Here is a 21,706-nt window from a genome sequence, read left to right as displayed (position 1 = left end):
GGCCGCGGCGGCCGCTGCCCGCCCGCCCGCATCGCTCGCCGGTGCCGCCCGACGGCCTGCGCCCATCCCGGCGAGCACCGGGGCGCCGTGCGCGACCGCGGGGCCGCCGTCCAGCAGCGCCGGCCGCCCGACGACGACCTCGGTCCGGTCGACCTTCGCGCAGACCCCGATGCCGGGCAGGGCGGCGAAGTCCTCGGCGACGGGCACCCGGAGGCCGGCAGCGGCGTCGCGGACCGCGCGGCCCAGCGCATGCTCGCTGCCGGCCTCGGCAGCAGCGGCCAGGGCGAGCACCTCGTCGGCGGGGATCCCGAACGTCTCCACGGCCGCGACGCGCGGCCGTCCGAGCGTGACCGTGCCGGTCTTGTCCAGTGCCACCGTGTCGACGGCCGCGAGCGCCTCCACCACGGTGACGTCCTTGAGCAGCACGCCGCGACGCCCGGCGACGGCGACCGCGGCGAGCAACGGCGGCATCGTCGCCAGCACCACCGCGCACGGCGATGCGACGATCATGAACGTCATCGCGCGCAGCAGCGTCGGCCGGAACTCCGCGCCGAACAGCAGCGGCACCACCAGCAGCGCGAGCGCGCCCACGACCACCGCCGAGGAGTACCGCTGCTCGATGCGCTCGACGGCCAACTGCCGCGCGGCCTTCGTCTCCGCGGCGTGGCGGACCTGGGCGGCGATCCCGGCCACCACCGTGTCGGACGGGTCGCGGTCCACCCGCACGCGCAGGGTGCCCGTGCCGTTGAGGGTGCCGGCCCGGACCGTGTCGCCGACGGCGGCCCGCACCGGGAGGGGCTCACCCGTCAGCCCGGAAGCGTCGACGTCGCTCGCCCCGCTGAGAACCGTGCCGTCGGCCGGGATGCGGGCGCCGGGCCGGACCAGCACCTCGTCGCCCACGACCAGGTCCGACACCGGCACCACGCGCTCGTCGGCCCCACGGTGCCCGGCGCCGTTCGTCAGGACACGGTGCCCGGCGCCGTTCGTCAGGACAGTGGCCGTCTCGGGTGCGAGGTCGAGCAGGGCGTTGATGCCGGCCCGGGTGCGGGCGGTCATCACCGCCTCCAGCGCCCCGGAGCTCGCGAAGATGACCACGAGCAGTGCGCCGTCGAGCTGCTGGCCGATGGCCGCGGCGGCGACGGCGGCCACCACCATCAGGAGGTCGACGTCGAGCGTGCGCGCGGCCAGCGCCCGCACGCCCTCCACCGCGGGCTCCCAGCCCCCGGCGAGGTAGCAGACGGCGTAGAGGACGGCGACGAGCAGTCCGGGGGCACCGAGCAGGTCGGCGGGCACGGCGAGCGCGAAACCCGCCAGCGACAGCGCCGCCCAGCGGACCTCGGGCACGGAGCGGAACGCGAGCATGCGTGTCAGCATACCTACGCATCCACGCAGATATGCAGCGACCCGTTATCTGAAGAGTTGTGCAGAGGTAGACTCGACCCGTGCATGACGGCATCGACGGATTCGCCATGCCGCACCCGGACCAGGTGCGGCGGGCGAGCGACGCCCTGCGCCTGCTCGCCGACCCCACCCGGCTCAAGATCCTCTGGGCCCTGATGCAGGGCGAGACGTCCGTGGCCTGTCTCGCCGAGCTCGTGGGCGCGGCCCCCACCGCGGTCAGCCAGCACCTTGCCAAGCTGCGCCTCTCCGGCCTCGTCGAGGGCCGCCGCGAGGGCACGTTCATCTACTACTCGCCGGGCGCCGACGTCGGCGCGCTGCTCACCGAGGCCCTCGCGCTCGGTGCGCCCGCTCCCGTGAGCGCACGCTGACCTGCCGGCTCGTCGACGCCGCGGTCCCCGTCGCGATCGACGCCGCGCGCGCCGGCGGGGCCGTACTGGCCGCCACCGACCGCACCCGCGTCGAACTCACGCTCAAGGACGCCCGCGTCGACGTCACCACCTCGGCCGACCGCGCGTCGCAGGCGGCGGTGGTCACGGCGCTCCGGGCCGCCTTCCCCGACCACGGCATCATCGGCGAGGACGGCGTCGAACCGGGCGCCGACGCCGCGCATGTCTGGCTCGTGGACGGCCTGGACGGCACGAGCAACTTCGCGCACGGCATCCCCTGGTACTGCGTGTCGGTGGCCCTGCGGTGCCGGGAGCACGGCGCCGACGAGCCGGTGGCCGCCGCCGTCTTCGACCCGGTGCACGACGAGCTGTGGTCCGCCGGGCGCGGCCGGGGCGCCACCGGCAACGGCGTGGTCCTGAAGGTCGACCACACCGACACGGTGGCGCGTGCGGTGGTCGTCAGCCAGATCCAGTCGTCGGACCCTCAGAAGATCGCCGCGTTCGCCGCCATGTTCGAGACGCTGATGAACGCCGCGGGCGGCGTCCGCTTCCCCGGGGCGCCTGCCCTGATCCTCAGCCACATCGCGGCGGGGCACTTCACCGCGTACGTCGAGCGGGCGATGGCATCCTGGGACATCAGCGCAGGTCAGCTGATCCTGGAGGAGGCCGGCGGGCTGCTCACCGATTTCACCGGCCGCCGCGTGAACTCGGCGGACGTCACCGACGTCGTCGCCACCAACGGCCCGATCCACGACGAGCTCCTAGCTATGCTGAATCGCTAGGGCCACCGCGCCGGGGCTGGCGCCGGCGGCGCCCCGAGGGGGACGATGCGGGCGTTCTGTCGTTCCCACCGTCTGTCGTTCCCACCGTCGCGAGCGGCCTCCCTCGTTCCTGGAGGCGCTGTGAGCACCCCCGAACTGCTCGCTCCCGACTCGATGGCCGCCCACGCGGGCGTCACGTCCGAGTCCGGTCACGAGGCGCTGCGCGCCGACATCCGCAAGCTCTCGACGATGCTCGGCCAGACGCTCGTCCACCACGGCGGCCAGGAGCTGCTGGACCTCGTCGAGCAGGTCCGCCGCCTGTCCCGCGCCGCGATCGAGGGCAACGGCGACGCGGGGATCACGCAGCTCCTCTCGGGGCTGGACACCGGCACCGCCGTGTCACTGGCCCGGGCGTTCTCGCAGTACTTCCAGCTCGCCAACATCGCCGAGCAGCGCCACCGCGCCCGCGAGCTCGCCGCCACCCACCCCGACGGTCGCGGCCCGTTGCGCCGGCTGATGGAGCGCCTCGCCAAGAGCGCCGGCTCGGCCGGACCGGACCGGGACGAGGTGCAGGACGTGCTCTCCCGCGCCGAGCTGCGGCCGGTGTTCACCGCGCACCCCACCGAGTCGTCGCGGCAGTCGGTGCTCGCGATCCTGCGCCGCGTGGCCGACGAGCTCGACCACGGTGCCGGGGACGAGACGCTCGCCATGCTGGTCGAGCTGCTGTGGCAGACCGACGAGCTGCGCCCCGGCAAGCCGACCGTGGCCGACGAGGCCCGCGCGATCGGCTGGTACATGGAGCAGCTGGGCCGCACGGCCGTCCCCGCGCTGCTGGGGGAGTTCGAGCGCGAGGTGCGCAATGCCGGCTTCACGGTGCCCGAGGGCGCCCGGCCGCTGGTGCTGGGCTGCTGGGTCGGCGGCGACCGCGACGGCAACCCCAACGTGACGCCCGCCGTCACGCGCGAGGTGCTGGAGCTGTACTCCGACCGGGCCATCCGCATCCATGAGGGTCTGGTCGAGGAGCTGATCAGCGAGCTGTCGATCTCCACACGGGTGGTCGGGGTGTCGGAGGAGCTGCGCGGGTCGCTGGCCCGCGACCGCCGCGCCCTGCCGGAGGTCTACGACCGCTTCATCCGCCTCAACGCGAACGAGCCCTACCGGCTCAAGCTCTCCTACATCCAGGCCAAGCTCGCCAACACCCGCGAGCGGATCCGCGAGCACGGCACGCACCGCCCGGACATCGACTACCTCGGTCCGAACACCTACATCGCCGAGCTCGCCGTGCTCGACCGCTCGCTGCGCGGGCACCTCGGCGACCGCATCGCCGACGGCACACTGGCCCGCGCCCTACGCACCGCCCGCGCGCTCGGCCTGCACCTGGCCGAGCTGGACATCCGCGAGCACAGCCAGCGCCACCACGACGCCCTCGGCGCCGTCTACGACGCGCTCGGCGAGCTGGACAAGCCCTACGCCGAGCTCACCCGCGAGGAACGCACGGCGCTGCTGTCGAAGGAGCTCGACGGCGGCCGCCCGCTCGTCCGGCGCCACTACGGCCTGCCCACCGCGGCCAAGGAGGTGCTGGACACGTTCGACCTGCTCCACGATGTGCAACACCAGTTCGGCCGCGAGGCGGCGCAGACCTACATCGTGTCGATGTGCCAGGGCGTGGACGACCTGCTCGCCGTGACCATCCTCGCGCGGGAGGCGTTCATGGTGGAGCTGCGCTCGACATCCGGCGGGGGCCCCCGGAGCTCGATCGACCTCGTGCCGCTGTTCGAGACCGCCGAGGAGCTCAGCCAGGCCGGCCCGCTGCTCGACGGGCTGCTGTCCGTGCCCGGCTACCGCCAGCAGGTGCGCAACCGCGGCGACCTGCAGGAGATCATGCTGGGCTACTCCGACTCCAACAAGCTCGCCGGCATCACCACGTCCCAGTGGGAGATCCACCGGGCCCAGCGGCAGCTGCGCGACGTCGCCGCCGAGCACGGCGTCCGGTTGCGGCTGTTCCACGGCCGCGGCGGGTCGGTCGGACGCGGCGGCGGCCCGTCGGCGGAGGCCGTGGCGTCCGCGCCCTTCGGGTCGGTGGACGCGACGATGAAGGTCACCGAACAGGGCGAGGTCGTCTCCGACAAGTACTCGCTGCCCGCGCTGGCCCACGACAACATCGAGATCATGCTGGCCGCGATGCTGGACGCCACGCTCACCCACCAGTCGTCGCGCTGGGACGGCGCCACCCTGGACCGCTGGGACGAGGCCATGGAGGTCGTGTCCGGCGCGGCGCGCTCCGCGTACCGGGACCTCGTCGGCCGCGAGGGCCTCCCCGAGTTCTTCAGCTCGGCCACGCCCGTCGACGAGCTGGGCAAACTCAACGTGGGCTCCCGCCCGTCGAAGCGGCCCGGCAAGGGCGCCCCCACCCTCGACGACCTGCGCGCCATCCCGTGGGTTTTCGGCTGGACGCAGACCCGGATGGTCGTGCCCGGCTGGTACGGGCTGGGCAGCGGGCTGAAGGCCGCCCGCGAGGCCGGGTTCGGGCCCCAGCTCGACGAGATGCGGGAGTGGGCGTTCTTCACCAACCTGCTCGGCAACGTCGAGATGACGCTGGCCAAGACCGACCTGCGGATCGCCGGGTACTACGTGGCCGAGCTCGTGGACCCGTCCCTGCACCCGATCTTCGACGACATCGTGGCCGAGCACGCTCTCACGCTGCGGGAGGTGCTGCGCCTCACCGGATCCCCCACCCTGCTCGCCCGGCACCCCGTGTTGCGCAACACCCTGTCGGTGCGGGCGTCGTACCTGGAGCCGCTGCACCACCTGCAGGTGCAGCTCCTGGCCCAGCGGCGCAAGTCCGACGAGCCCGACCCCGACCTGCACCGCGCGCTGCTGCTCACGATCAACGGCATCGCGGCGGGGCTGCGCAACACGGGCTGACCCGCCCCCCTTCGCCCAGCACCTTGTGCTCCGCACACCGATGCGCACAGGCCGCCATGATCGGCATCCGCGGTGCGGGAGGTGCACGGTGCAGGTTCCGCGCCGCAGACGCCGGTCATGGTCTGCTCGGACGCGGGCGGTCCGGTCGAGGCTCTGCGGCGTGCCGGCGGCGGCCGGGCAGCGTGATCGTCGGTTCGGGGCCGGGAGCCGCCCGTGATCAGCGGCCGGGACCCCGGCGGTCGGGCCGTCAGGCCGGGCCGTCAGGCCGGGCCGTCAAGCCGGGCCGTCAAGCCGGGCCGTCAGGTCGGGCCGTCAAGCCGGGCCGTCAGGTCGGGCCGTCAGGCCGGGCGATGACGGATGGTCGGCGCCTCGCCCGTCGTCCCCCGGTTGACCCCGGACAGGCCGCGGCGGCCGGGGTCGCCGCCGTACGCCGCGTGCATCCGCGGGCCGGCGGCGGTGAGACCGCCGTCCACCGTGATCTCCTCGCCCGTCACGAACCGGGCCGCGTCGGAGGCCAGGAACGCGATCACCTCCGCCACGTCCTCGGGGCGGCCGAGGTCGGGCCACGGCTGGGCCTCGGCCATCACCGCGGCGGCGGTGGCCTCACCCGCACCCACGAGCGGCGTCACGATCAGGCCGGGGCAGACGGTGTTCACGCGGATCCGGTCGGGGCCCAGCTCGGCAGCCGCCACCCGGCCGAGGTTGATCACCGCTGCTTTGGCCGCGGAGTAGGCCTGCGGCCCGGCGCCCGCGGAGGCCCCCGCGACCGAGCCGACGTTGACGATCGCTCCGCCCCGGCCGGCGGCCTGCATCGCCCGCGCCCCGTGCTTGACGCCGAGGAAGACGCCGCGCACGAGGACGGCGAACGTGTAGTCCCAGTCGTCCACCTCGATGTCGGTGAGCCGGCCGAAGGCGCCGCCGACGCCGGCGTTGTTGACCACGCAGTCGATCCGCCCGAACGTGTCGACGCATGCCGCCACCGCGGCCTCGACGTCCGCCTCCTGTGCCACGTCGGCGCGCACGAACCGGACGTCGCCGCCGACCTGCTCCGCAGCCCGGGCGCCGGCGTCCGCGTTGTAGTCGGCCAGCACCACCCGCCCGCCGTCCGCCACGAACCGGCGCACGGTCGCCAACCCGATCCCGCTCGCCCCACCGGTCACCAGGGCCACACGTCGCTCGTCGGTCACGCCCCGATCCTGCACCCCGGCGACGATGTTGGCTGAATCTTGACGAACGTCGCCGGTAACCCACTCGAAACTTCCGCCCGGACCCCGCACCGTGGACGCGTGGGTCTGCGTCAGATTCTCGCGAAGGTGTCCCAGGCCTCGGCGGCCATCACCGAGGTCGAGCAGCGCCGTCTCCTGCTCGACCGGCCGTGGGAGGAGGAGTTCCTGCACTGGGCCCTCGACGAGGACGGCCCGCATCTGCACGGCCGCTTCGTGCCGCAGAGCCGCCGCAGCGTCACGTCGTCGGGCTGGTGCCCCGGGCTGCGCTGCGACCCGGAGGAGTTCCGCCGTGACGGCTGAACGCCGAAACCCACCCCGTCACAGGGCGTCGTAGGCGACGGGCAGCTGGTTCTCGGCGAGCAGCAGCGCCGTCTGCCGGTCGTGCCGTGGGTGCCGCACGGTCGGCGGCTACATCACCTACGCGGGACCTACGCGGGCGCGCACCGCCTGCTCGACTCCGGCCTCACCGGCCCCGAGCACGTGCGGGGCATCTCGCGCAGCTCGATCATCGGCATCCTCGTCACCGGCGTCATGCGGGTGCCGCTCTTCCTCGCGGTGCTCGGCGTCGGGGCCGGCGGGGTCACCCTCGCGGCCGACAACGCGGCCACGAGCGCGTTCCAGGCGGCGGCGGGCGAGATCGGCCTGCGCGTGTTCGGGACCATCCTGTGGGCTGCGAGCATCACGTCCGTGATCGGTGCGGCCTACACCCCGGTGTCGTTCCCGACGACGAACCGCGCCTCACCGCGGCGCCGCAGCCTGCTGAGCGTCGCGTCTCATCGCGCTGCTCTACGTGCTGGTGGGCGCCGCCCCGGTGAGGCTGCTGGTGTTCGCGGGCGCCTTCAACGGCCTGATCCTGCCGATCGGGTTCACGGTCGTGCTGTGGGTTCCGTGGCGGCGGCGCGCCCTGCTCGGCGGCCACCGGTTTCCGGCGTGGCTGCTCGGGGCGGCGTGCCGGCCCGGCAGCCCACACTCTTCCTGGGGTACCGGTCGCTCGACGGGCTGGCCACCCTGTGAGAGCCGCCGCTGCGAGGGAGCAACGATGAGGATCGACCTGAACTCCGACCTCGGCGAGTCGTTCGGCCGCTGGACCCTCGGCGACGACGACGCGATGCTCGGACTGGTGACCTCGGCGAACGTCGCCTGCGGGTTCCACGCGGGCGACGCGACGACGCTGCGCCGCACCTGCGCCCGCGCCGCCCGCGGCGGGGTGGCCGTGGGTGCGCAGGTGTCCTACCGCGACCTCGCCGGGTTCGGCCGCCGGTTCGTCGACATGGATCCCGGGGAGCTCGCCGACGACGTCGTCTACCAGCTCGGCGCGCTCGAGGGGATGTGCCGGGTGGCGGGCACCTCGGTGCGCTACGTCAAGCCGCACGGCGCGCTCTACAACGCGGTCGTGCACCACGCCGGCCAGGCGCGGGCCGTGGTGGCCGGCGTGCGCGACTACGACGCCGCACTCCCCGTCCTCGGGCTGCCGGGCTCGGAGCTGCTGCGCGCCGCCGAGGAGGCCGGGCTGCGGGCGGTGCCGGAGTTCTTCGTCGACCGCGGGTACACGCCAGAAGGGACGCTCGTGCCACGGTCCGAGCCGGGGGCCCTGCTGCACGACCCCGACGCGGTGACGACGCGGGCGCTGCGGATGGTCACCGACGGCGTTGTCGCGGCGGTGGACGGCAGCGACGTGCGGGTGACGGCGGAGTCGGTCTGCGTGCACGGCGACTCGCCGGGGGCCGTCGCGATGGCGCAGGCCGTCCGCCACGGCCTCGGGTCGGCCGGGGTCGAGCTGCGTGCCTTCTGACGCGCGGACGGTCCTCGCGACGGGCGATGCCGCCGTCCTCGTCGAGGTCAGGGGGCTGTCCGAGGTGCTGGCGCTGGCCGCGGCCCTGCGCGAGGCGGCGCCCCCCGGGGTGCTCGACGTGGTGCCGGCGGCCCGGACGGTGCTGCTCATCACCGCGCCCGGCACGGACCTCACCGCGCTGCGCCGCATGGTGCTCGCCCTGCCCGTCGAGGCCGGGGCCGGGCCGCCGGCGGGCTCCACCGTCGAGATCCCGGTGACCTACGACGGCCCTGACCTCGAGGAGGTCGGCCGGATCACCGGCCTCGGCGCCGAGGGTGTCGTCGAGGCCCACACGGCCACGCCGTGGCGCGTCGGCTTCGGCGGCTTCGCGCCCGGCTTCGCCTACCTCGCCGGGGGCGACGAGCGGCTGCACGTCGCCCGCCGTGACGAGCCGCGCACCGCCGTGCCACCGGGCTCGGTGGGCCTGGCCGGGGAGTTCAGCGGCGTCTACCCCCGCTCATCGCCGGGGGGCTGGCAGCTGATCGGCCGCACCGACGCCGTCCTGTGGGACGAGACGCGGGAGCCCCCTGCGCTGCTGCAACCCGGGGCGGAGGTCCGCTTCGTCCGGGCCGACCACGCCACGGAGCAGGCCGGGCAGCCGAGCAGGGCCGCGGCCGCACCGCGTGCCGGAGGGCTGGAGGTGCTCGCCGTCGGCGCATCGTCCCTGGTCCAGGACCTCGGACGGCCGGGGCTGGCCGCGTCCGGCGTCGGCCGGTCGGGGGCGGCCGACCGCGCGGCGCTCCGGCTGGCCAACCGCCTCGTCGCCAATCCCGAGGACGCGGCGGGGGTGGAGGTCGTGTTCGGCGGGCTGTCCGTGCGCGCGTGGCAGCCGCTGACCGTCGCGCTCGCGGGCGCCCCCGCACCGGCCGACCTCGACGGGCGCCCGATGGGTCACCATGCGGTGCTGCCCCTGCGCCGTGGACAGGTGCTCACGCTGGGCGTGCCGCCGAGCGGGCTGCGCACCTACCTGGCCGTGCGGGGCGGCATCGCGGTCGAGCCCGTGCTCGGATCGCGTGCCACCGACGTCCTCTCCGGGGTGGGACCGGCCCCCCTCGGCCCCGGGGACGTTCTCGCGGTGGGGCCGGAGCCGTCGGCGTTCCCGCTGATCGACGTGGCTCCGGTGGCGGTGCCGCCGTCCGGGACGGTGACGCTGCGGGCCGTGCTCGGCCCGCGCGCCGGCTGGACCGGGGACCCGGGAGCCCTCGCCCGCACGACCTGGACCGCGTCGAGCCGCAGCGACCGCGTTGGCATGCGGCTGGAGGGCGAACCGCTGCGCAGGCTCGACCGGCGCGAGCTGCCCAGCGAGGGCATGGTCCGCGGCGCGGTGCAGGTGCCTCCGGGCGGCGAGCCCGTCCTGTTCCTCGCCGACCACCCCGTCACGGGCGGCTATCCCGTCGTCGCCGTCGTCCTCGACGCCGATGTGGATCGGGCCGCGCAGGTGCGCCCCGGCCAGCAGGTCCGCTTCACCCTCGTCCCGTCCCCCTGGAAGGAGCGCACATGATCCGCGCCGACGCCTGCCCGCATCCATCCGCGCGAGCGCGTAGGCCCACGTGCTGAACGCCAGCGCGGGGGGCACCAGCCCGAGGTGGACGAGCCAGCCGATGGCCTCGGCGGCCTCCGAGGCGAGGTCGTCGACCGGCCCGGGCGCGAACGGCAGGCACCCGATCGCACCGACGGTGCACGCCAGCGACGTGACCGCCACAGCGGCGAGGGCGCCGCATCGGAACCCGCCGGCGGGCGGAGCGGTGATCGTCACCAGCCCGACGCTGATCGGGGGCACCCTCGATCTCGCGCGGGTTTCCGGCCATCCACCCGCGAGAAGCGCCCTTGCTCACACGCCGCCGGACCCGGCCCCCGCCGCCTGCGCCGCGCCGTCGTGCGGGGTGGAGGCCCTGCCGGCGGGCACCGCGAGGCGGGTGGCTTCCGGACGGCCGCGCAGCACCGTCGTGCCGCTCACCGACCAGCGCTCCGCCTCCGCCTCGCACGCCAGGTCCACCGCCCGGGCCGCCGCGAGCACCCGGCCGGGCACCTCCTTCGCGAGCTCCGTGAGCCGGGCGGCCTCGTTCACCGGGTCGCCGATCACGGTGTACTCGAAGCGCCGGACGTCGCCGACGTTGCCCGCTACGGCGTCGCCGGCGGAGACGCCGATGCCCACGTCGACGTCCGGGAGCTCAGTGGCCAGTCGCTCGCCAAGGCAGCGGGCGGCGGCCAGCGCCGAGCCGGCCGGGTCGGTGGTGGCGACGGGCGCCCCGAACACGGCCAGCGCGGCGTCACCCTCGAACTTGTTGATCCAGCCCTCGTGCTCCTCGACCACCTCGACCACCACCGCGAAGAAGCGGTTGAGCAGCGCCACCACCTCGTCCGGAGGCCGTTCCGCGGCGAGCGTGGTGGACCCGACCAGGTCGACGAAGAGCACTGCGACCCGGCGGACCTCCCCGCCGAGGCGCACCTCGCCCGCGTCGGCGGCGGCCTGGGCCACCTCGCGCCCGACGTGGCGACCGAACAGGTCACGGATGCGTTCGCGCTCGCGGAGCCCGGAGACCATCGTGTTGAAGCCCGCCTGCAGCTGCCCGAGCTCGGTGCCGTCGTAGACGGGGACACCGGCGTCGAGGTCGCCGCGCTCGACGCGGCCCATCGAACGGCGCACGGCGTTCACCGGATCGGCCACCGCACGCGCCGCGCCGACCGTCACGAGCAGGCCGATGACCAGCGCGGTGCCGCCGATGGACAGCACGATCACGGCGAGCTGGCTCGCCGGCACGTCGTCGAACACGAGCGACGACACCGCCGCCAGCAACACCCCGACCACCGGGACACCCGTGCCGAGCGCCCAGAACAGCAGCGACCTGACGACGACGCCGGGCAGGATCCGTCTGCCGGGCGGCTCGTCGCCCAGCACCCGTGCCGCGGTGCGGCGCAGGATCCGCTCGGCGAGCAGGTACGAGATCGCGCAGGTGGTGATGCCGCCGAGCAGCACCGTCTCGCCGATGGAGAGCGCGAGCCGCGGCGAGAACCCGACGTTCAGGCCCGCGAACACCACCGCGGCCAGCAGCCACAGCACCGCCTGCACCGTGACCAGCCGCAGCGGCCCGTAGAGCACCACGCGCCGCTCGCGCCGCAGCCGCGTGTCGGCGTCGCCGCCGTGGCGCAGGAAGAACCGCCGGCTGCCCCAGAACATCCCGACGGGCACGGCGACGACCAGGTAGCCGCCGAACAGGGCGAGGTTGAGCAGCCGCACGCGCCCCGGATCGGCGAGCGGCCCCTCGGGCAGCACCCAGGCGGCCAGCACCAGCACGACCCCGGCGCCGATGATGTTCGCCAGCGTGATGGCCGCGCCGAGGGCGAGGCGGGTCGGCATGCCCAGGACCGACCGCCGCGCTCGCGCCATGATCAGGGAGTTTAGGCCGTTCGAGGCAACTTGCGCCGCTGGTCCCGCACCGGTGCGTGGCGGTGCCCTCGGGCGCCGACGACACCGAGCGCATCGGCCGCGCCCTCGACGCCGGCGCACGGGGCGCTCTCCCGAAGAGGGCCCCGCTCACGGCGGTGGTCGACGCCGTGAGCCGGAGCGACGATCAGACCCACGAGGTGCACCCCCAACGGTGTGCGCCCGCGCCGTCGCGAGGCGCTCAGCCGACGCTGCGCCGGATCGCGCCGGTGAGGTGGGCCTTCCCGCGCGAGCTGACGCCGAGGTCCCAGCCGCCGTCGACGGCACGGGTGCGCAGCTCCACGGTGGACGGCAGCAGCAGCGGGCGGCCGAACTCCACGTCGTAGGTCAGCGCGTCGGGCAGGCGGCCCTGCAACGCGGCGAGGGCGTGGGCGGCGGTCCACATGCCGTGCGCGATGGCCCGCGGGAAGCCGAACGCCTTCGCCGTCCACGGGTGCAGATGGATCGGGTTGACGTCGCCGCTGACGGCCGCGTAGCGCCGTCCGGCGCCGGCATCGACGCGCCAGGTGGCGGTCGGGGTGCCGTCCGTGTCGACTCGCGCACCGGTCGGTGTCGACTCGCGCACCGGTTCGTGTCGACTCGCAGGGGCTTCGTCGGGGGCCTTCGCGCCGCGGGCCAGGTAGGTGCTGTGGCTGTCCCAGACCCGCTCGCCGCCTGCGTCGACCGCCGCCACCAGGTCCACCTGCGCGCCCTTGGGATGAGGTACGAACCGCTCGGCGCGCACCCGCACGTCGAGCGTCTCGGACGCGTCGATGCGGCGGTGCGCGGTGATCGCGTTCGCGATGTGGACGAGCCCTGGCAGCGGCAGCGGGAACGAGCGACCCGCCATGAGCCGCACCTGCAGTGGGAAGGCCAGCAGGTGCGGGTATGTGGCCGGCAGGGCGTCATCGAACGCGAAGCCGCAGACCCGGTCGTACTCGGCGAGGCGGGCGCGGTCGACCGTGGCCCGCGTGCACAGCTCGGTGTCGGGCAGCGTGTGCGCGCGGGGGCCGACGGACGACACCGCCGCCTTGGCGTAGAGCGTTCCGAGACCCGGAGATGCGTCTGGGGAGCCCTTGTCCCGGCTGTTTCCCGTCCGACTGCTTCTCAGAGGCATCTCACGCCCCCAGCAGGCTCTGGCCGCACACGCGCACGACCTGCCCGGTGACGCCGCCGCTCTCGGCCTGCCCCAGCCAGCCGACGGTCTCGGCGACGTCGACGGGCAGCCCGCCCTGGCGGAGGCTGTTGATCCGGCGCCCCGCCTCGCGGGTGCCGAGCGGCATCTTCGCGGTCATCTCGGTCTCGATGAACCCGGGCGCGATCGCGTTGATCGTGGCCCCGCGCTCCGCGAGCTTCGGGGCGAGCGCACGGACCATCCCGATCACGCCGGCCTTGCTCGCCGCATAGTTGCTCTGGCCGCGGTTGCCCGCGATGCCGCTGGTGGACGCGACGCAGACGACGCGGCCGGTGTCGCTGAGCACGTCGCTGTCGAGCAGGGCCGCGTTGATCGCGAGCTGGGCGCGCAGGTTGACGGCCATGACGGCGTTCCAGCGGTCGGCGTCCATGTTGGCCAGCAGCTTGTCGCGGGTGATGCCGGCGTTGTGGACGACGACGTCGACCTTCCCGTACCGCTCCTGCACGTGCGCGATCAGCCGCTCGGCCGCGTCGGGCGCGGTGATGTCGAGCTGCAGCGCCGTGCCCCCGGCCGTGTTGGCCACGCGTGCGAGCGCCTCCCCGGCAGCCGGGATGTCGACGGCCACGATGGTGGCGCCGTCGCGGGCGAGGGTGGCGGCGATGGCCGCGCCGATGCCGCGCGCCGCCCCGGTCACGACGGCGACGCGCCCGGCCAGCGGGTGGTCGACGTCGTGCGGGTCGTCCATCCCGACCGGGTCCTGCGCCGGGCCGACGGGTGTGCCCACTCGGACGACCTGGCCGTCGACGTAGGTGGAGCGGGCGGAGAGGAAGAACCGCACCGAAGAGTCGACGGCCGCGGGCGGGGCGTCGGGGGCCGCCGTCAGCAGGTTCGCGGTGGCGCCTGCCCGCACCTCCTTGCCTGCGGAGCGGATCAGGCCGTCGAAGGCCTGGGCGACGGCGGCCGCCTCCACATCGGACGCGCCCGCCTCCGGGCTGAGCACGAGCAGCCGCCCACCGGGGGCGAGCCGCTTCACCGCAGGGGTGAGGAACCGCGCAACGGCGGCGAGGTCGTCGAGCGTGCGGGCGGCGGTGGCGTCGAGGACGACGGCGGCCACCTTGCCCTCCTCGCCCGCGTCGGTCACGCCCGCGTCCTCGAGCAGGGCGTGGATCGAGTCGGCGAACCGGCCCGCTCCGATCGCGCCGACCAGCGCGGGCCCGGCCAGCAGCGGCGCGCCGGGCTTGTGGCGGCGGAGCACCGGGATGCGGGGGACGCCGAGCTTCTGGACGAGCGGGTTCTGCGAGAGATCGCGAAGGGTGTCGTTGGACATGTCAGGCCGCCTCGAGGATCGCGACAACGCCCTGGCCGCCGGCTGCACAGATGCTGATCAGGCCCCTGCTCCCGCTGCCCTTCTCGTGGAGCAGCTTCGCGAGGGTCGCGACGATGCGCCCGCCGGTGGCGGCGAACGGGTGGCCGGTGGCGAGCGAGGAGCCGTTGACGTTGAGCCTAGACCGGTCGATCGAGCCCAGCGGGGCGTCCAGACCCAGACGCTCCTTTGCGAACGCCGGGTCCTCCCACGCCGCCAGAGTGGCCAGCACCGTGGACGCGAACGCCTCGTGGATCTCGTAGAGGTCGAAGTCCTGCAGCGTGAGGCCGTTGCGCTCCAGCAGCCGCGGCATCGCGAAGACGGGGGCCGTGAGCAGGCCGTCGGGGCCGTGGACGCCGTCGCCGTGCACGAAGTCGACCGCGGCCGTCTCGACGTCGACGACGTGCGCCAGCACCGGCAGCTTGTGCGCGGCGGCCCACGCGTCGGAGCCGAGCAGCACGGAGGAGGCGCCGTCGGTGAGCGGCGTGGAGTTGCCCGCCGTCATGGTCGCGCCCTCGCCCTTGCCGAACACCGGCTTGAGCTTCGCGAGCTTCTCGGCCGTGGAGTCGGCGCGCAGGTTCGCGTCGCGGGTCAAGCCGAGGTAGGGCGTGATCAGGTCGTCGAAGAAGCCGCGCTCATAGGCGGCGGCGAGGTGCTGGTGGCTGGCGGCGGCGAGCTCGTCCTGCGCCTCGCGGCTGACGTGCCACTGCTGCGCGGTGAGCGCGGCGTGCTCGCCCATCGACAGCCCCGTGCGCGGCTCGGCGTTCTGGGGGATCTCGGGCACGACCTGGCCGGGCCGGATCTTCGCGACGGCCCTGAGCCGGTCTCCGAGAGAACGGGCGCCGTTGAGCTCCATGAGGATCCGGCGGAAGTCGTCGTTGACGGCGACGGGAGCGTCGCTCGCGGTGTCGACGCCGGCGGCGATGCCGCTCTCGATCTGCCCGAGGGCGATCTTGTTGGCGACCAGCGCCACCGTCTCCAGGCCGGTGCCGCAGGCTTGCTGAACGTCGTAGGCCGGGGTGGTGGGCGCGAGCCGGCTGCCGAGCACGGACTCGCGGGTGAGGTCGCGGTCGCGGCTGTGCTTGAGCACGGCGCCGCCGGCCACCTCGCCGAGGCGCTCGTCGGCGATGCCGAAGCGGGCCACCAGGCCGTCGATCGTGGCGGTGAGCATGTCGCGGTTGGACGCCTTCGCGTAGGCGCCGTTCGCGCGGGCGAAGGGGATGCGGTTGCCGCCGATCACGGCAGCCCTGCGTCGATCCTGGGGGTTGTCCGTCATGGGGTTCTCCTTACCCATCGGTAGCCAGTACTAAAAGTACACGGTACTCTGAGTTCCGTGAAGGCCACCCGGGATCGTCGAGCCAGCCGTTGGGACGAGCACCGCGCCACGCGGCGCGCCGAGCTCGTCGACGCGGCGCTGCTCGCCATCCGTGAGCACGGCGCCGGCGTCGGCATGGACGACGTCGCGGCGCGGGCCGGCACCAGCAAAACGGTGGTCTACCGGCACTTCACCGACCGCGCCGAGCTCTACGTCGCCGTGTGCGAGCGGGTGGCCGGGGTGCTCGCCGAGAGCGTGCGCAGCGCGATGGACCGCGCCACCCACCCGCGCGAGAAAGCCGCCGCCGGCATCGGCGCCTACCTGCGGCTCATCGAGCACGATCCCGAGGTGTACCGGTTCGTGGTACATCGCCCGCTGGTCGACCGCGCGCTCACCGAGGATCCTGTCGGCGACCTGGCGACCCTCGTCGGCGACCAGGCGGCCGCCGTGATCGCCGCCCAGCTCCGCCGCACCGGCAAGGACACCACCGCCGCCACCACCTGGGGTCACGCCGTCGTCGGCCTCGTGCGGGGCGCCGGCGACAACTGGCTGGCCCGGCCAGCGGGACTGTCCCGCGACGAGCTGGCCTCCCACCTCACCGACCTGGCCTGGGCCGGACTCTCCGGCGTCGTGGCCCCTCCCGTGGAGGAGAACTCATGAACGACCTGCAGAAGGTGCTCGACGGCCGCTGGGCCACCGTCCGCGACGACGTGCGCGCACAGCTCGGCGAGCTGAGGCTGAACCCCGACCAGCCGACCGAGGCCTACCGGGCCGACGTCGCCGAGGCCATGAAGCAGCTCGCCGCGAGCAAGCGCCCGCACCAGGGCTTCGATCCGGCCTACGGCGGCGGAGGCGACGTCGGCGGGGTCGTCACCGCGTTCCAGATGCTCGGTCATGGCGACCTGTCGCTGCTGGTCAAGGCCGGTGTGCAGTGGGGCCTGTTCGGCGGGGCGCTGCAGAACCTCGGCACCGCGCGCCACCACGACCGCTACCTGCGCGACACCATGGACGGCACGCTGCTCGGCTGCTTCGCGATGACGGAGAGCGGCCACGGCTCCGACGTGCAGCACCTGCGCACCACCGCCACGTACGACCCTGCAGCGCAGGAGTTCGTGATCGACACCCCGGAGCCCGGGGCCCGCAAGGACTACATCGGCGGTGCCGCGCGCGACGCGCGGATGGCGGCGGTGTTCGCCCAGCTCGTGACCCGGGGCACGAGCCACGGGGTGCACTGCTTCCTCGTCCCGATCCGCTCCGAGGCCGGCGACCCGCTGCCCGGCGTCACGATCACCGACTGCGGGCCGAAGGCGGGCCTCAACGGTGTCGACAACGGCCGGCTGGTGTTCGACGGCGTCCGCGTGCCGCGCGAGGCGCTGCTCGACCGCTACGCCGACGTGGCCGAGGACGGCACCTACTCCAGCGCGATCGAGAACGAGACGCGCCGCTTCTTCACGATGCTCGGCACGCTCGTCCGCGGCCGCATCAGCGTCGCGGGCGGGGCGGGCACGGCCACTCAGAAGGCGCTGACGCTGGCGATCCGCTACGGCGCCACGCGCCGCCAGTTCGCGAACCCGGCCACCGGTGAGGAGGTGGTCGTCCTCGACTACCTCGCCCACCAGCGCAAGCTGCTCCCGGCGCTCGCCACCACCTACGCGCTGCACTTCGCGCAGGAGGACCTGGTCGGGCGGATGCACGACCTGCAGAAGTTCGACACGCCTGCCGAAGGGTCGCTTGCGGGCCCGAGAACCGACACGGCCGACGAGCAGCTCCAGCGCGACCTCGAGACCCGCGCGGCCGGGATCAAGGCCATCGGCACCTGGCACGCCACCGCCACCATCCAGGCCTGTCGGGAGGCCGCGGGCGGCGCCGGCTACCTGGCGGAGAACCTGCTGCCGCAGCTCAAGGCCGACACCGACGTGTTCACCACGTTCGAGGGCGACAACACGGTGCTGCTGCAGCTCGTCGCGAAGACACTGCTGTCGGACTACGCGAAGCGCGTCGGCAGGCTCGACCTCCTCGGGAAGGTCCGGTTCGCGGCCGATCTCGTCGGGGGCGAGGTGGCGGAGCGCACGGGCGCCCGGTCGGTGCTGCTGCGCGGCGACGTCCGCGACCGCGCCCACCAGCGCAGGCTGCTCCTCGCGCGCGAGGAGCACCTGCTCGCGAGCCTGGCCCGGCGGATGCGGGCGGCGCTCAAGCCGGGCGTCGACCAGTTCGCGATCTTCAACGCCGCCCAGGACCACCTCCTGGAGGCCGCCCGCGCCCACGTCGACCGGATCGTGTTCGACGCGTTCGCCGACGCCGTCGACCGCGCCCCCGCCACCGTGCGCGGGCTGCTGGAGCACGTGCTGGAGCTGCACGGGCTCGCGGTGCTGGAGAACCGCCGCGCGTGGTTCGTCGAGCACGGGTACCTGACGGGCGGGTCCAGCAAGGCTCTGGCCAGCGGCGTCAACGAGCTGTGCGCGGCCCTGCGCCCGCACGCCCGCGAGCTGGTGGACGGCTTCGGCATCCCCGAGATGTGGCTCGCCTGCCCGCTGCTCGACGGCGAGCAGGTCACGACGCAGCCCCCGGCCGAGGAGGCCCCGGCGGACCTGACGGCGGTCGGCTGACCCTCGCCTGATCGCCGCGGCCCGCACCGGAGCGCCCCGGCCGGGGCCCTGCCGTACGGCCTGCGGTGATCACGAACCGGTGCGCGCGGCGCGTCCCGCCTCGATGTCGGGCATCCGGACGGCGATCCACTCCACGAGACCGGTCAGATGCTCGGTCAGCTCCGCGCCGTACTGGGTGAGGCTGTAGGTCACCTGCGGCGGGGTGGTGGGGGCGACCTCGCGGTCGAGGAAGCCGTCGGCCTCGAGCGTGCGGAGAGTCTGCGCGAGCATCTTCTCGCTGACGCCGCCGATCGTCCGGCGCAGCGCGCTGAACCGCATCGGCCCCGTGCGCAGCGCGGCGAGGACGAGCACCGCCCACTTGCTCGTGACGTGGTCCAGGACCGTGCGGCTCGGGCAGTTGCTGTCGAACACGTCACCCTTCCTCCGTCCCGAGGACTCCACGACCTGCGCGCTCACATTCGCCTCCGATACTTACCATCCGGTACGTACTTACCGATCGTAAGCCCTCTGGGTAGCGTTCTCGCCATGATCACTGTCACCGGAGTCAGCGGGAACCTGGGCCGCATCGTCATCGAGGACCTGCTGACGCGCGTCCCGGCCACCGAGCTCGTCGCGATCGCCCGCACCCCCGAGAAGGTGGCCGACCTGGCCGAACGCGGCGTCGAGGTCCGCCGGGGCGACTACGACGACCCCGCGTCGCTGCGGGAGGCTTTCGCCGGCTCCGACGTGCTGCAGTTCGTCTCCGGCTCGGACGTGACGCCCGGCGTCCGGCAACGCCAGCACACCGATGTCGTCGACGCCGCGAAGGCGGCGGGCGTCGGCCGGGTCGTCTACACGAGCGCGATCCACGCGCAGGACGGCCCCGGCTTCCTCGCCGACCACGGCTTCACCGAGAACCTCCTGCGCGACTCGGGCGTGCCGCACACGCTGCTGCGCAACACGTTCTACGAGGAGGTGCTGGTCAACCCCGGCCTGAAGGAGGTCGTCGCGACGGGCGAGCTGAAGGCGGCCGACGAGGGGAACCCGGTCAACTTCGCGACGATCCGCGACATGGGCCTGGCGGCGTCGCGCGTCCTCACCGAGGACGGGCACGCCGGCGCGACCTACGAGATCCGCGGTCCGCTGTGGACCATCGAGGAACTCGCCCGGACGGTCGCGGAGGTCTCGGGGAAGCCGGTCGCGTACCGCGCCGTGCCCGTCGACGAGCTCGGCCCGCTGGGCTTCGTGTACCAGCTCATCGCGTCGGACCTGTTCAGCGAGCCGTCCGAGGACCTGGAGAGGCTGCTCGGCCGCCCGGCGACGCCGCTGCGCACCGCTGTGGAGGCTGCTCTCCAGGATTGACAGGTACGTGAGCGACGACGAGGTGGTGTTCGCGGCCCTCGCGGACACCGCCCGGCGCCACGTGCTCGACAGCCTGCGCGCGCGGCGGCCAGACGCTGGTGGCCTGCTGGTCCTCGACCGGCGCATGGACTCCACCTGGGCGGTCGGCGCGTCGCGTGCCGGACACCCCGGCCCCTTCTCCCGCCGGGTGACGACGAGCGCCACCAGCCACGCGGTGTCCACCAGCGACCGGCCGCGCTGCCACCACCCGTCGAAGCCCCCGCCGGTCTGCAGCACCAGGACCACCGACACCACGGCGGTGACCAGCGCGAACACCTTCCTGTCAGGTCGACGAGAAAGCGCGCCCAGCAGCATCGCGAGGACGAGAACAGTCAGCGCTGGGCGAGGTCACCGTGCTGCTGGCGGAGGTCACGCTTGAGGATCTTGCCGCTCGGGTTCTTGGGCAGCGCGTCGGCGAACACCACGTACTTGGGGCGCTTGAAGCCGGCGAGCATCTCCTTCGCGTGGGCGTGCACGGCGTCCTCGGTGAGGGTGACGCCCTCCTTCGGCACGACCACGGCCGTCACGGCCTCGATCCACGTCGGGTGCGAGATGCCGAAGACGGCCACCTCGGCCACCCCGTCGAGCTGGTAGAGCGCCTCCTCCACCTCGCGGCTGGCGACGTTCTCCCCGCCGGTCTTGATCATGTCCTTCTTGCGGTCGACCACCGACAGGTAGCCGTCCTCGGTGAGGATGCCCAGGTCGCCCGAGTGGAACCAGCCCCCGCGGAACGCGTCGGCCGTCTTCTCCTCGTCGTTGTAGTAGCCCAGCGCGGCATGCGGGCTGCGGTGCACGATCTCGCCGACCTCCCCCGCGGGCACGGGGTTGTTCTCGTCGTCGACCACGAGCGTCTCGACGTTGACCGACGCGCGGCCGGCCGAACCGGCGTGCGGCAGCTGCTCGTCAGGGCGCAGGATCGTGGCGAGCGGCGACATCTCGGTCTGGCCGTAGAAGTTCCAGAACCGGACGTCCGGCAGCCGGCGCGACAGCTCGCGCAGCACCTCGACGGGCATCGCGGACGCGCCGTAGTAGCCCTTGCGGAGGCTGGAGAGATCGGTGCTGTCGAAGTCCGGGTGGCGCAGCAGGGAGATCCACACCGTAGGCGGGCAGAACAGCTTCGTGGCCTTCTCCCGTGCGATCGTGGCCAGCAGCTTCGCGGGGTCCGGGCCGGGCAGGATGATGCTGGTGGCACCGAGGTAGACGCACACCGAGAAGAAGCAGTCCATCTGCGCGCAGTGGTAGAGCGGCAGCGAGTGGATCTCGATGTCCTCGCGCTCCATGCCGCCGTCGATCGTGCACGACACGTACTGCGCGATCAGCGACCGGCTCGACAGCAGCACGCCCTTGGGCCGCGACTCGGTGCCCGAGGTGTACATCAGGCGCAGCGGGTCGTCGTCGCCGACGAGGACCTCGGGGTCGTGGGCCGGGCCGACGGTCCACCAGTCGTCGACGTCCTCCCAGCCCTCCTGCGCCGCGCCGACGCAGCCGCGGATGCCCACCGTGGCGCCGGCCGTGGCGAGGGCCTTCTCCGCGGTCGGGACGAGTACGTCCTCGGCCACCATCGCGGAGGCGCCGGAGTGGGCGAGGATGAAGGCGATCTCGTCGGAGTTCAGCATGAAGTTGACGGGCACGAGCACCACGCCGAGCTTGGCGGTGGCGAACGACAGCACCGCGTACTGCCACGAGTTGTGCGACAGCAGCGCGAGCCGGTCGCCCTTCTCCAGCCCGCGGCCGCCCAGCGCGTTCGCGGCGCGGTTCACGGCGGCGTCGAACTCCGCAAACGTGGCGCGCAGGTCCCCGCTCACCACGGCGAGCTTGTCGGGGTAGCGGGCCGCGGTGCGGCGGAGCAGGTCACCGATCGCGTGCTGACGGGCTCGCGCAACGGCGGCGGCGGTGTCGGGGCTGAACGGCACGGCGTCGGGCATGGACGGATCCTGCCCGATCCCGGGCCCG

At 73.9% G+C, this 21,706-nt stretch carries 18 protein-coding genes; 10 read left to right on the top strand and 8 right to left on the bottom strand.

The window, feature by feature from the left end; translation table 11 throughout:
* A partial coding sequence (locus JWR81_RS24800) for an HAD-IC family P-type ATPase (RefSeq protein WP_297657928.1) occupies nt 1-1,362 on the bottom strand: 1,362 nt, incomplete at its 3' end.
* Between the two features lie 80 nt (nt 1,363-1,442).
* Here JWR81_RS24800 and JWR81_RS24795 point away from each other — a divergent pair.
* From JWR81_RS24795 to ppc, 3 genes are all read left to right on the top strand, one after another.
* On the top strand, nt 1,443-1,769 hold the full coding sequence (locus JWR81_RS24795; RefSeq protein WP_297657925.1) for a metalloregulator ArsR/SmtB family transcription factor: 327 nt from the start codon (nt 1,443-1,445) through the stop codon (nt 1,767-1,769).
* Nucleotides 1,766-2,569 carry an inositol monophosphatase gene (locus JWR81_RS24790; protein WP_367278848.1) on the top strand — a complete coding sequence of 268 codons (804 nt, stop codon included), beginning with the start codon at nt 1,766-1,768 and terminating at the stop codon, nt 2,567-2,569. The genes JWR81_RS24795 and JWR81_RS24790 overlap by 4 nt, the downstream gene beginning before the upstream one ends.
* Nucleotides 2,570-2,689: 120 nt before the next feature.
* The gene (ppc, locus tag JWR81_RS24785; protein WP_297657922.1) at nt 2,690-5,473 is read left to right on the top strand and encodes a phosphoenolpyruvate carboxylase; all 2,784 of its coding nucleotides are present in this window, start codon (nt 2,690-2,692) and stop codon (nt 5,471-5,473) included.
* Nucleotides 5,474-5,811: 338 nt separating this feature from the next.
* Here ppc and JWR81_RS24780 read toward each other — a convergent pair whose 3' ends face one another.
* Nucleotides 5,812-6,660 (bottom strand): SDR family NAD(P)-dependent oxidoreductase, encoded by an 849-nt coding sequence (locus JWR81_RS24780; RefSeq protein ID WP_297657918.1) that lies wholly within the window; start codon nt 6,658-6,660, stop codon nt 5,812-5,814.
* A 99-nt stretch (nt 6,661-6,759) separates the two neighbouring features.
* On the opposite strand from JWR81_RS24780, the gene JWR81_RS24775 reads away from it, so the two are divergent.
* From JWR81_RS24775 to JWR81_RS34510, 4 genes are all read left to right on the top strand, one after another.
* Nucleotides 6,760-6,999, top strand: a complete 240-nt coding sequence (locus tag JWR81_RS24775; protein ID WP_297657915.1) for a hypothetical protein — start codon at nt 6,760-6,762, stop codon at nt 6,997-6,999.
* Between the two features lie 81 nt (nt 7,000-7,080).
* Nucleotides 7,081-7,713, top strand: a complete 633-nt coding sequence (locus JWR81_RS24770; RefSeq protein ID WP_297657913.1) for a hypothetical protein — start codon at nt 7,081-7,083, stop codon at nt 7,711-7,713.
* Nucleotides 7,714-7,738: 25 nt separating this feature from the next.
* Nucleotides 7,739-8,491 carry a LamB/YcsF family protein gene (locus JWR81_RS24765; RefSeq protein WP_297657908.1) on the top strand — a complete coding sequence of 251 codons (753 nt, stop codon included), beginning with the start codon at nt 7,739-7,741 and terminating at the stop codon, nt 8,489-8,491.
* Nucleotides 8,481-10,031, top strand: coding sequence for a 5-oxoprolinase/urea amidolyase family protein (locus tag JWR81_RS34510; protein WP_367278847.1), 1,551 nt, complete (start codon nt 8,481-8,483; stop codon nt 10,029-10,031). Before JWR81_RS24765 ends, JWR81_RS34510 begins: the two co-directional genes overlap by 11 nt.
* A gap of 330 nt (nt 10,032-10,361) precedes the next feature.
* On the opposite strand, the gene JWR81_RS24750 is transcribed toward JWR81_RS34510, so the two are convergent.
* The 4 genes from JWR81_RS24750 to JWR81_RS24735 all read right to left on the bottom strand — a co-directional run bounded on the left by JWR81_RS24750 (nt 10,362) and on the right by JWR81_RS24735 (nt 15,728).
* Nucleotides 10,362-11,918: an adenylate/guanylate cyclase domain-containing protein gene (locus JWR81_RS24750; protein ID WP_297657905.1), complete on the bottom strand. Its 1,557-nt coding sequence runs from the start codon at nt 11,916-11,918 to the stop codon at nt 10,362-10,364.
* Between the two features lie 238 nt (nt 11,919-12,156).
* A complete protein-coding gene (locus JWR81_RS24745) occupies nt 12,157-12,978 on the bottom strand; it encodes a MaoC/PaaZ C-terminal domain-containing protein (RefSeq protein WP_297657903.1) in 822 nt (273 codons plus the stop codon).
* Nucleotides 12,979-13,072: 94 nt separating this feature from the next.
* Complete coding sequence (locus JWR81_RS24740) at nt 13,073-14,416, bottom strand: 3-oxoacyl-ACP reductase (protein WP_297657900.1); 1,344 nt, start codon at nt 14,414-14,416, stop codon at nt 13,073-13,075.
* A 1-nt stretch (nt 14,417) separates the two neighbouring features.
* Nucleotides 14,418-15,728: an acetyl-CoA C-acetyltransferase gene (locus tag JWR81_RS24735; protein ID WP_297657898.1), complete on the bottom strand. Its 1,311-nt coding sequence runs from the start codon at nt 15,726-15,728 to the stop codon at nt 14,418-14,420.
* 57 nt (nt 15,729-15,785) lie between these two features.
* Here JWR81_RS24735 and JWR81_RS24730 point away from each other — a divergent pair, with 57 nt between their 5' ends.
* Together JWR81_RS24730 and JWR81_RS24725 are read left to right on the top strand one after the other, a co-directional pair.
* Nucleotides 15,786-16,427, top strand: a complete 642-nt coding sequence (locus tag JWR81_RS24730) for a TetR/AcrR family transcriptional regulator (protein WP_297657895.1) — start codon at nt 15,786-15,788, stop codon at nt 16,425-16,427.
* Nucleotides 16,424-18,373, top strand: a complete 1,950-nt coding sequence (locus tag JWR81_RS24725) for an acyl-CoA dehydrogenase (protein ID WP_297657892.1) — start codon at nt 16,424-16,426, stop codon at nt 18,371-18,373. The genes JWR81_RS24730 and JWR81_RS24725 overlap by 4 nt, the downstream gene beginning before the upstream one ends.
* Before the next feature lie 69 nt (nt 18,374-18,442).
* On the opposite strand, the gene JWR81_RS24720 is transcribed toward JWR81_RS24725, so the two are convergent.
* Nucleotides 18,443-18,829, bottom strand: coding sequence for a helix-turn-helix domain-containing protein (locus tag JWR81_RS24720; protein ID WP_297657889.1), 387 nt, complete (start codon nt 18,827-18,829; stop codon nt 18,443-18,445).
* Between the two features lie 69 nt (nt 18,830-18,898).
* On the opposite strand from JWR81_RS24720, the gene JWR81_RS24715 reads away from it, so the two are divergent.
* A complete protein-coding gene (locus JWR81_RS24715; RefSeq protein ID WP_297657887.1) occupies nt 18,899-19,714 on the top strand; it encodes an NAD(P)H-binding protein in 816 nt (271 codons plus the stop codon).
* A 371-nt stretch (nt 19,715-20,085) separates the two neighbouring features.
* Here JWR81_RS24715 and JWR81_RS24710 read toward each other — a convergent pair.
* A partial coding sequence (locus JWR81_RS24710) for an acyl-CoA synthetase (RefSeq protein ID WP_367278846.1) occupies nt 20,086-21,706 on the bottom strand: 1,621 nt, incomplete at its 5' end.

The organism is Pseudonocardia sp. (assembly GCF_025965585.1).
In the GTDB taxonomy this organism is placed as follows: Bacteria; Actinomycetota; Actinomycetes; order Mycobacteriales; family Pseudonocardiaceae; genus Pseudonocardia.
The sequence above is the reverse complement of the archived record's forward strand: the minus strand, read 5'-3'. Positions and strand labels throughout refer to the sequence as shown.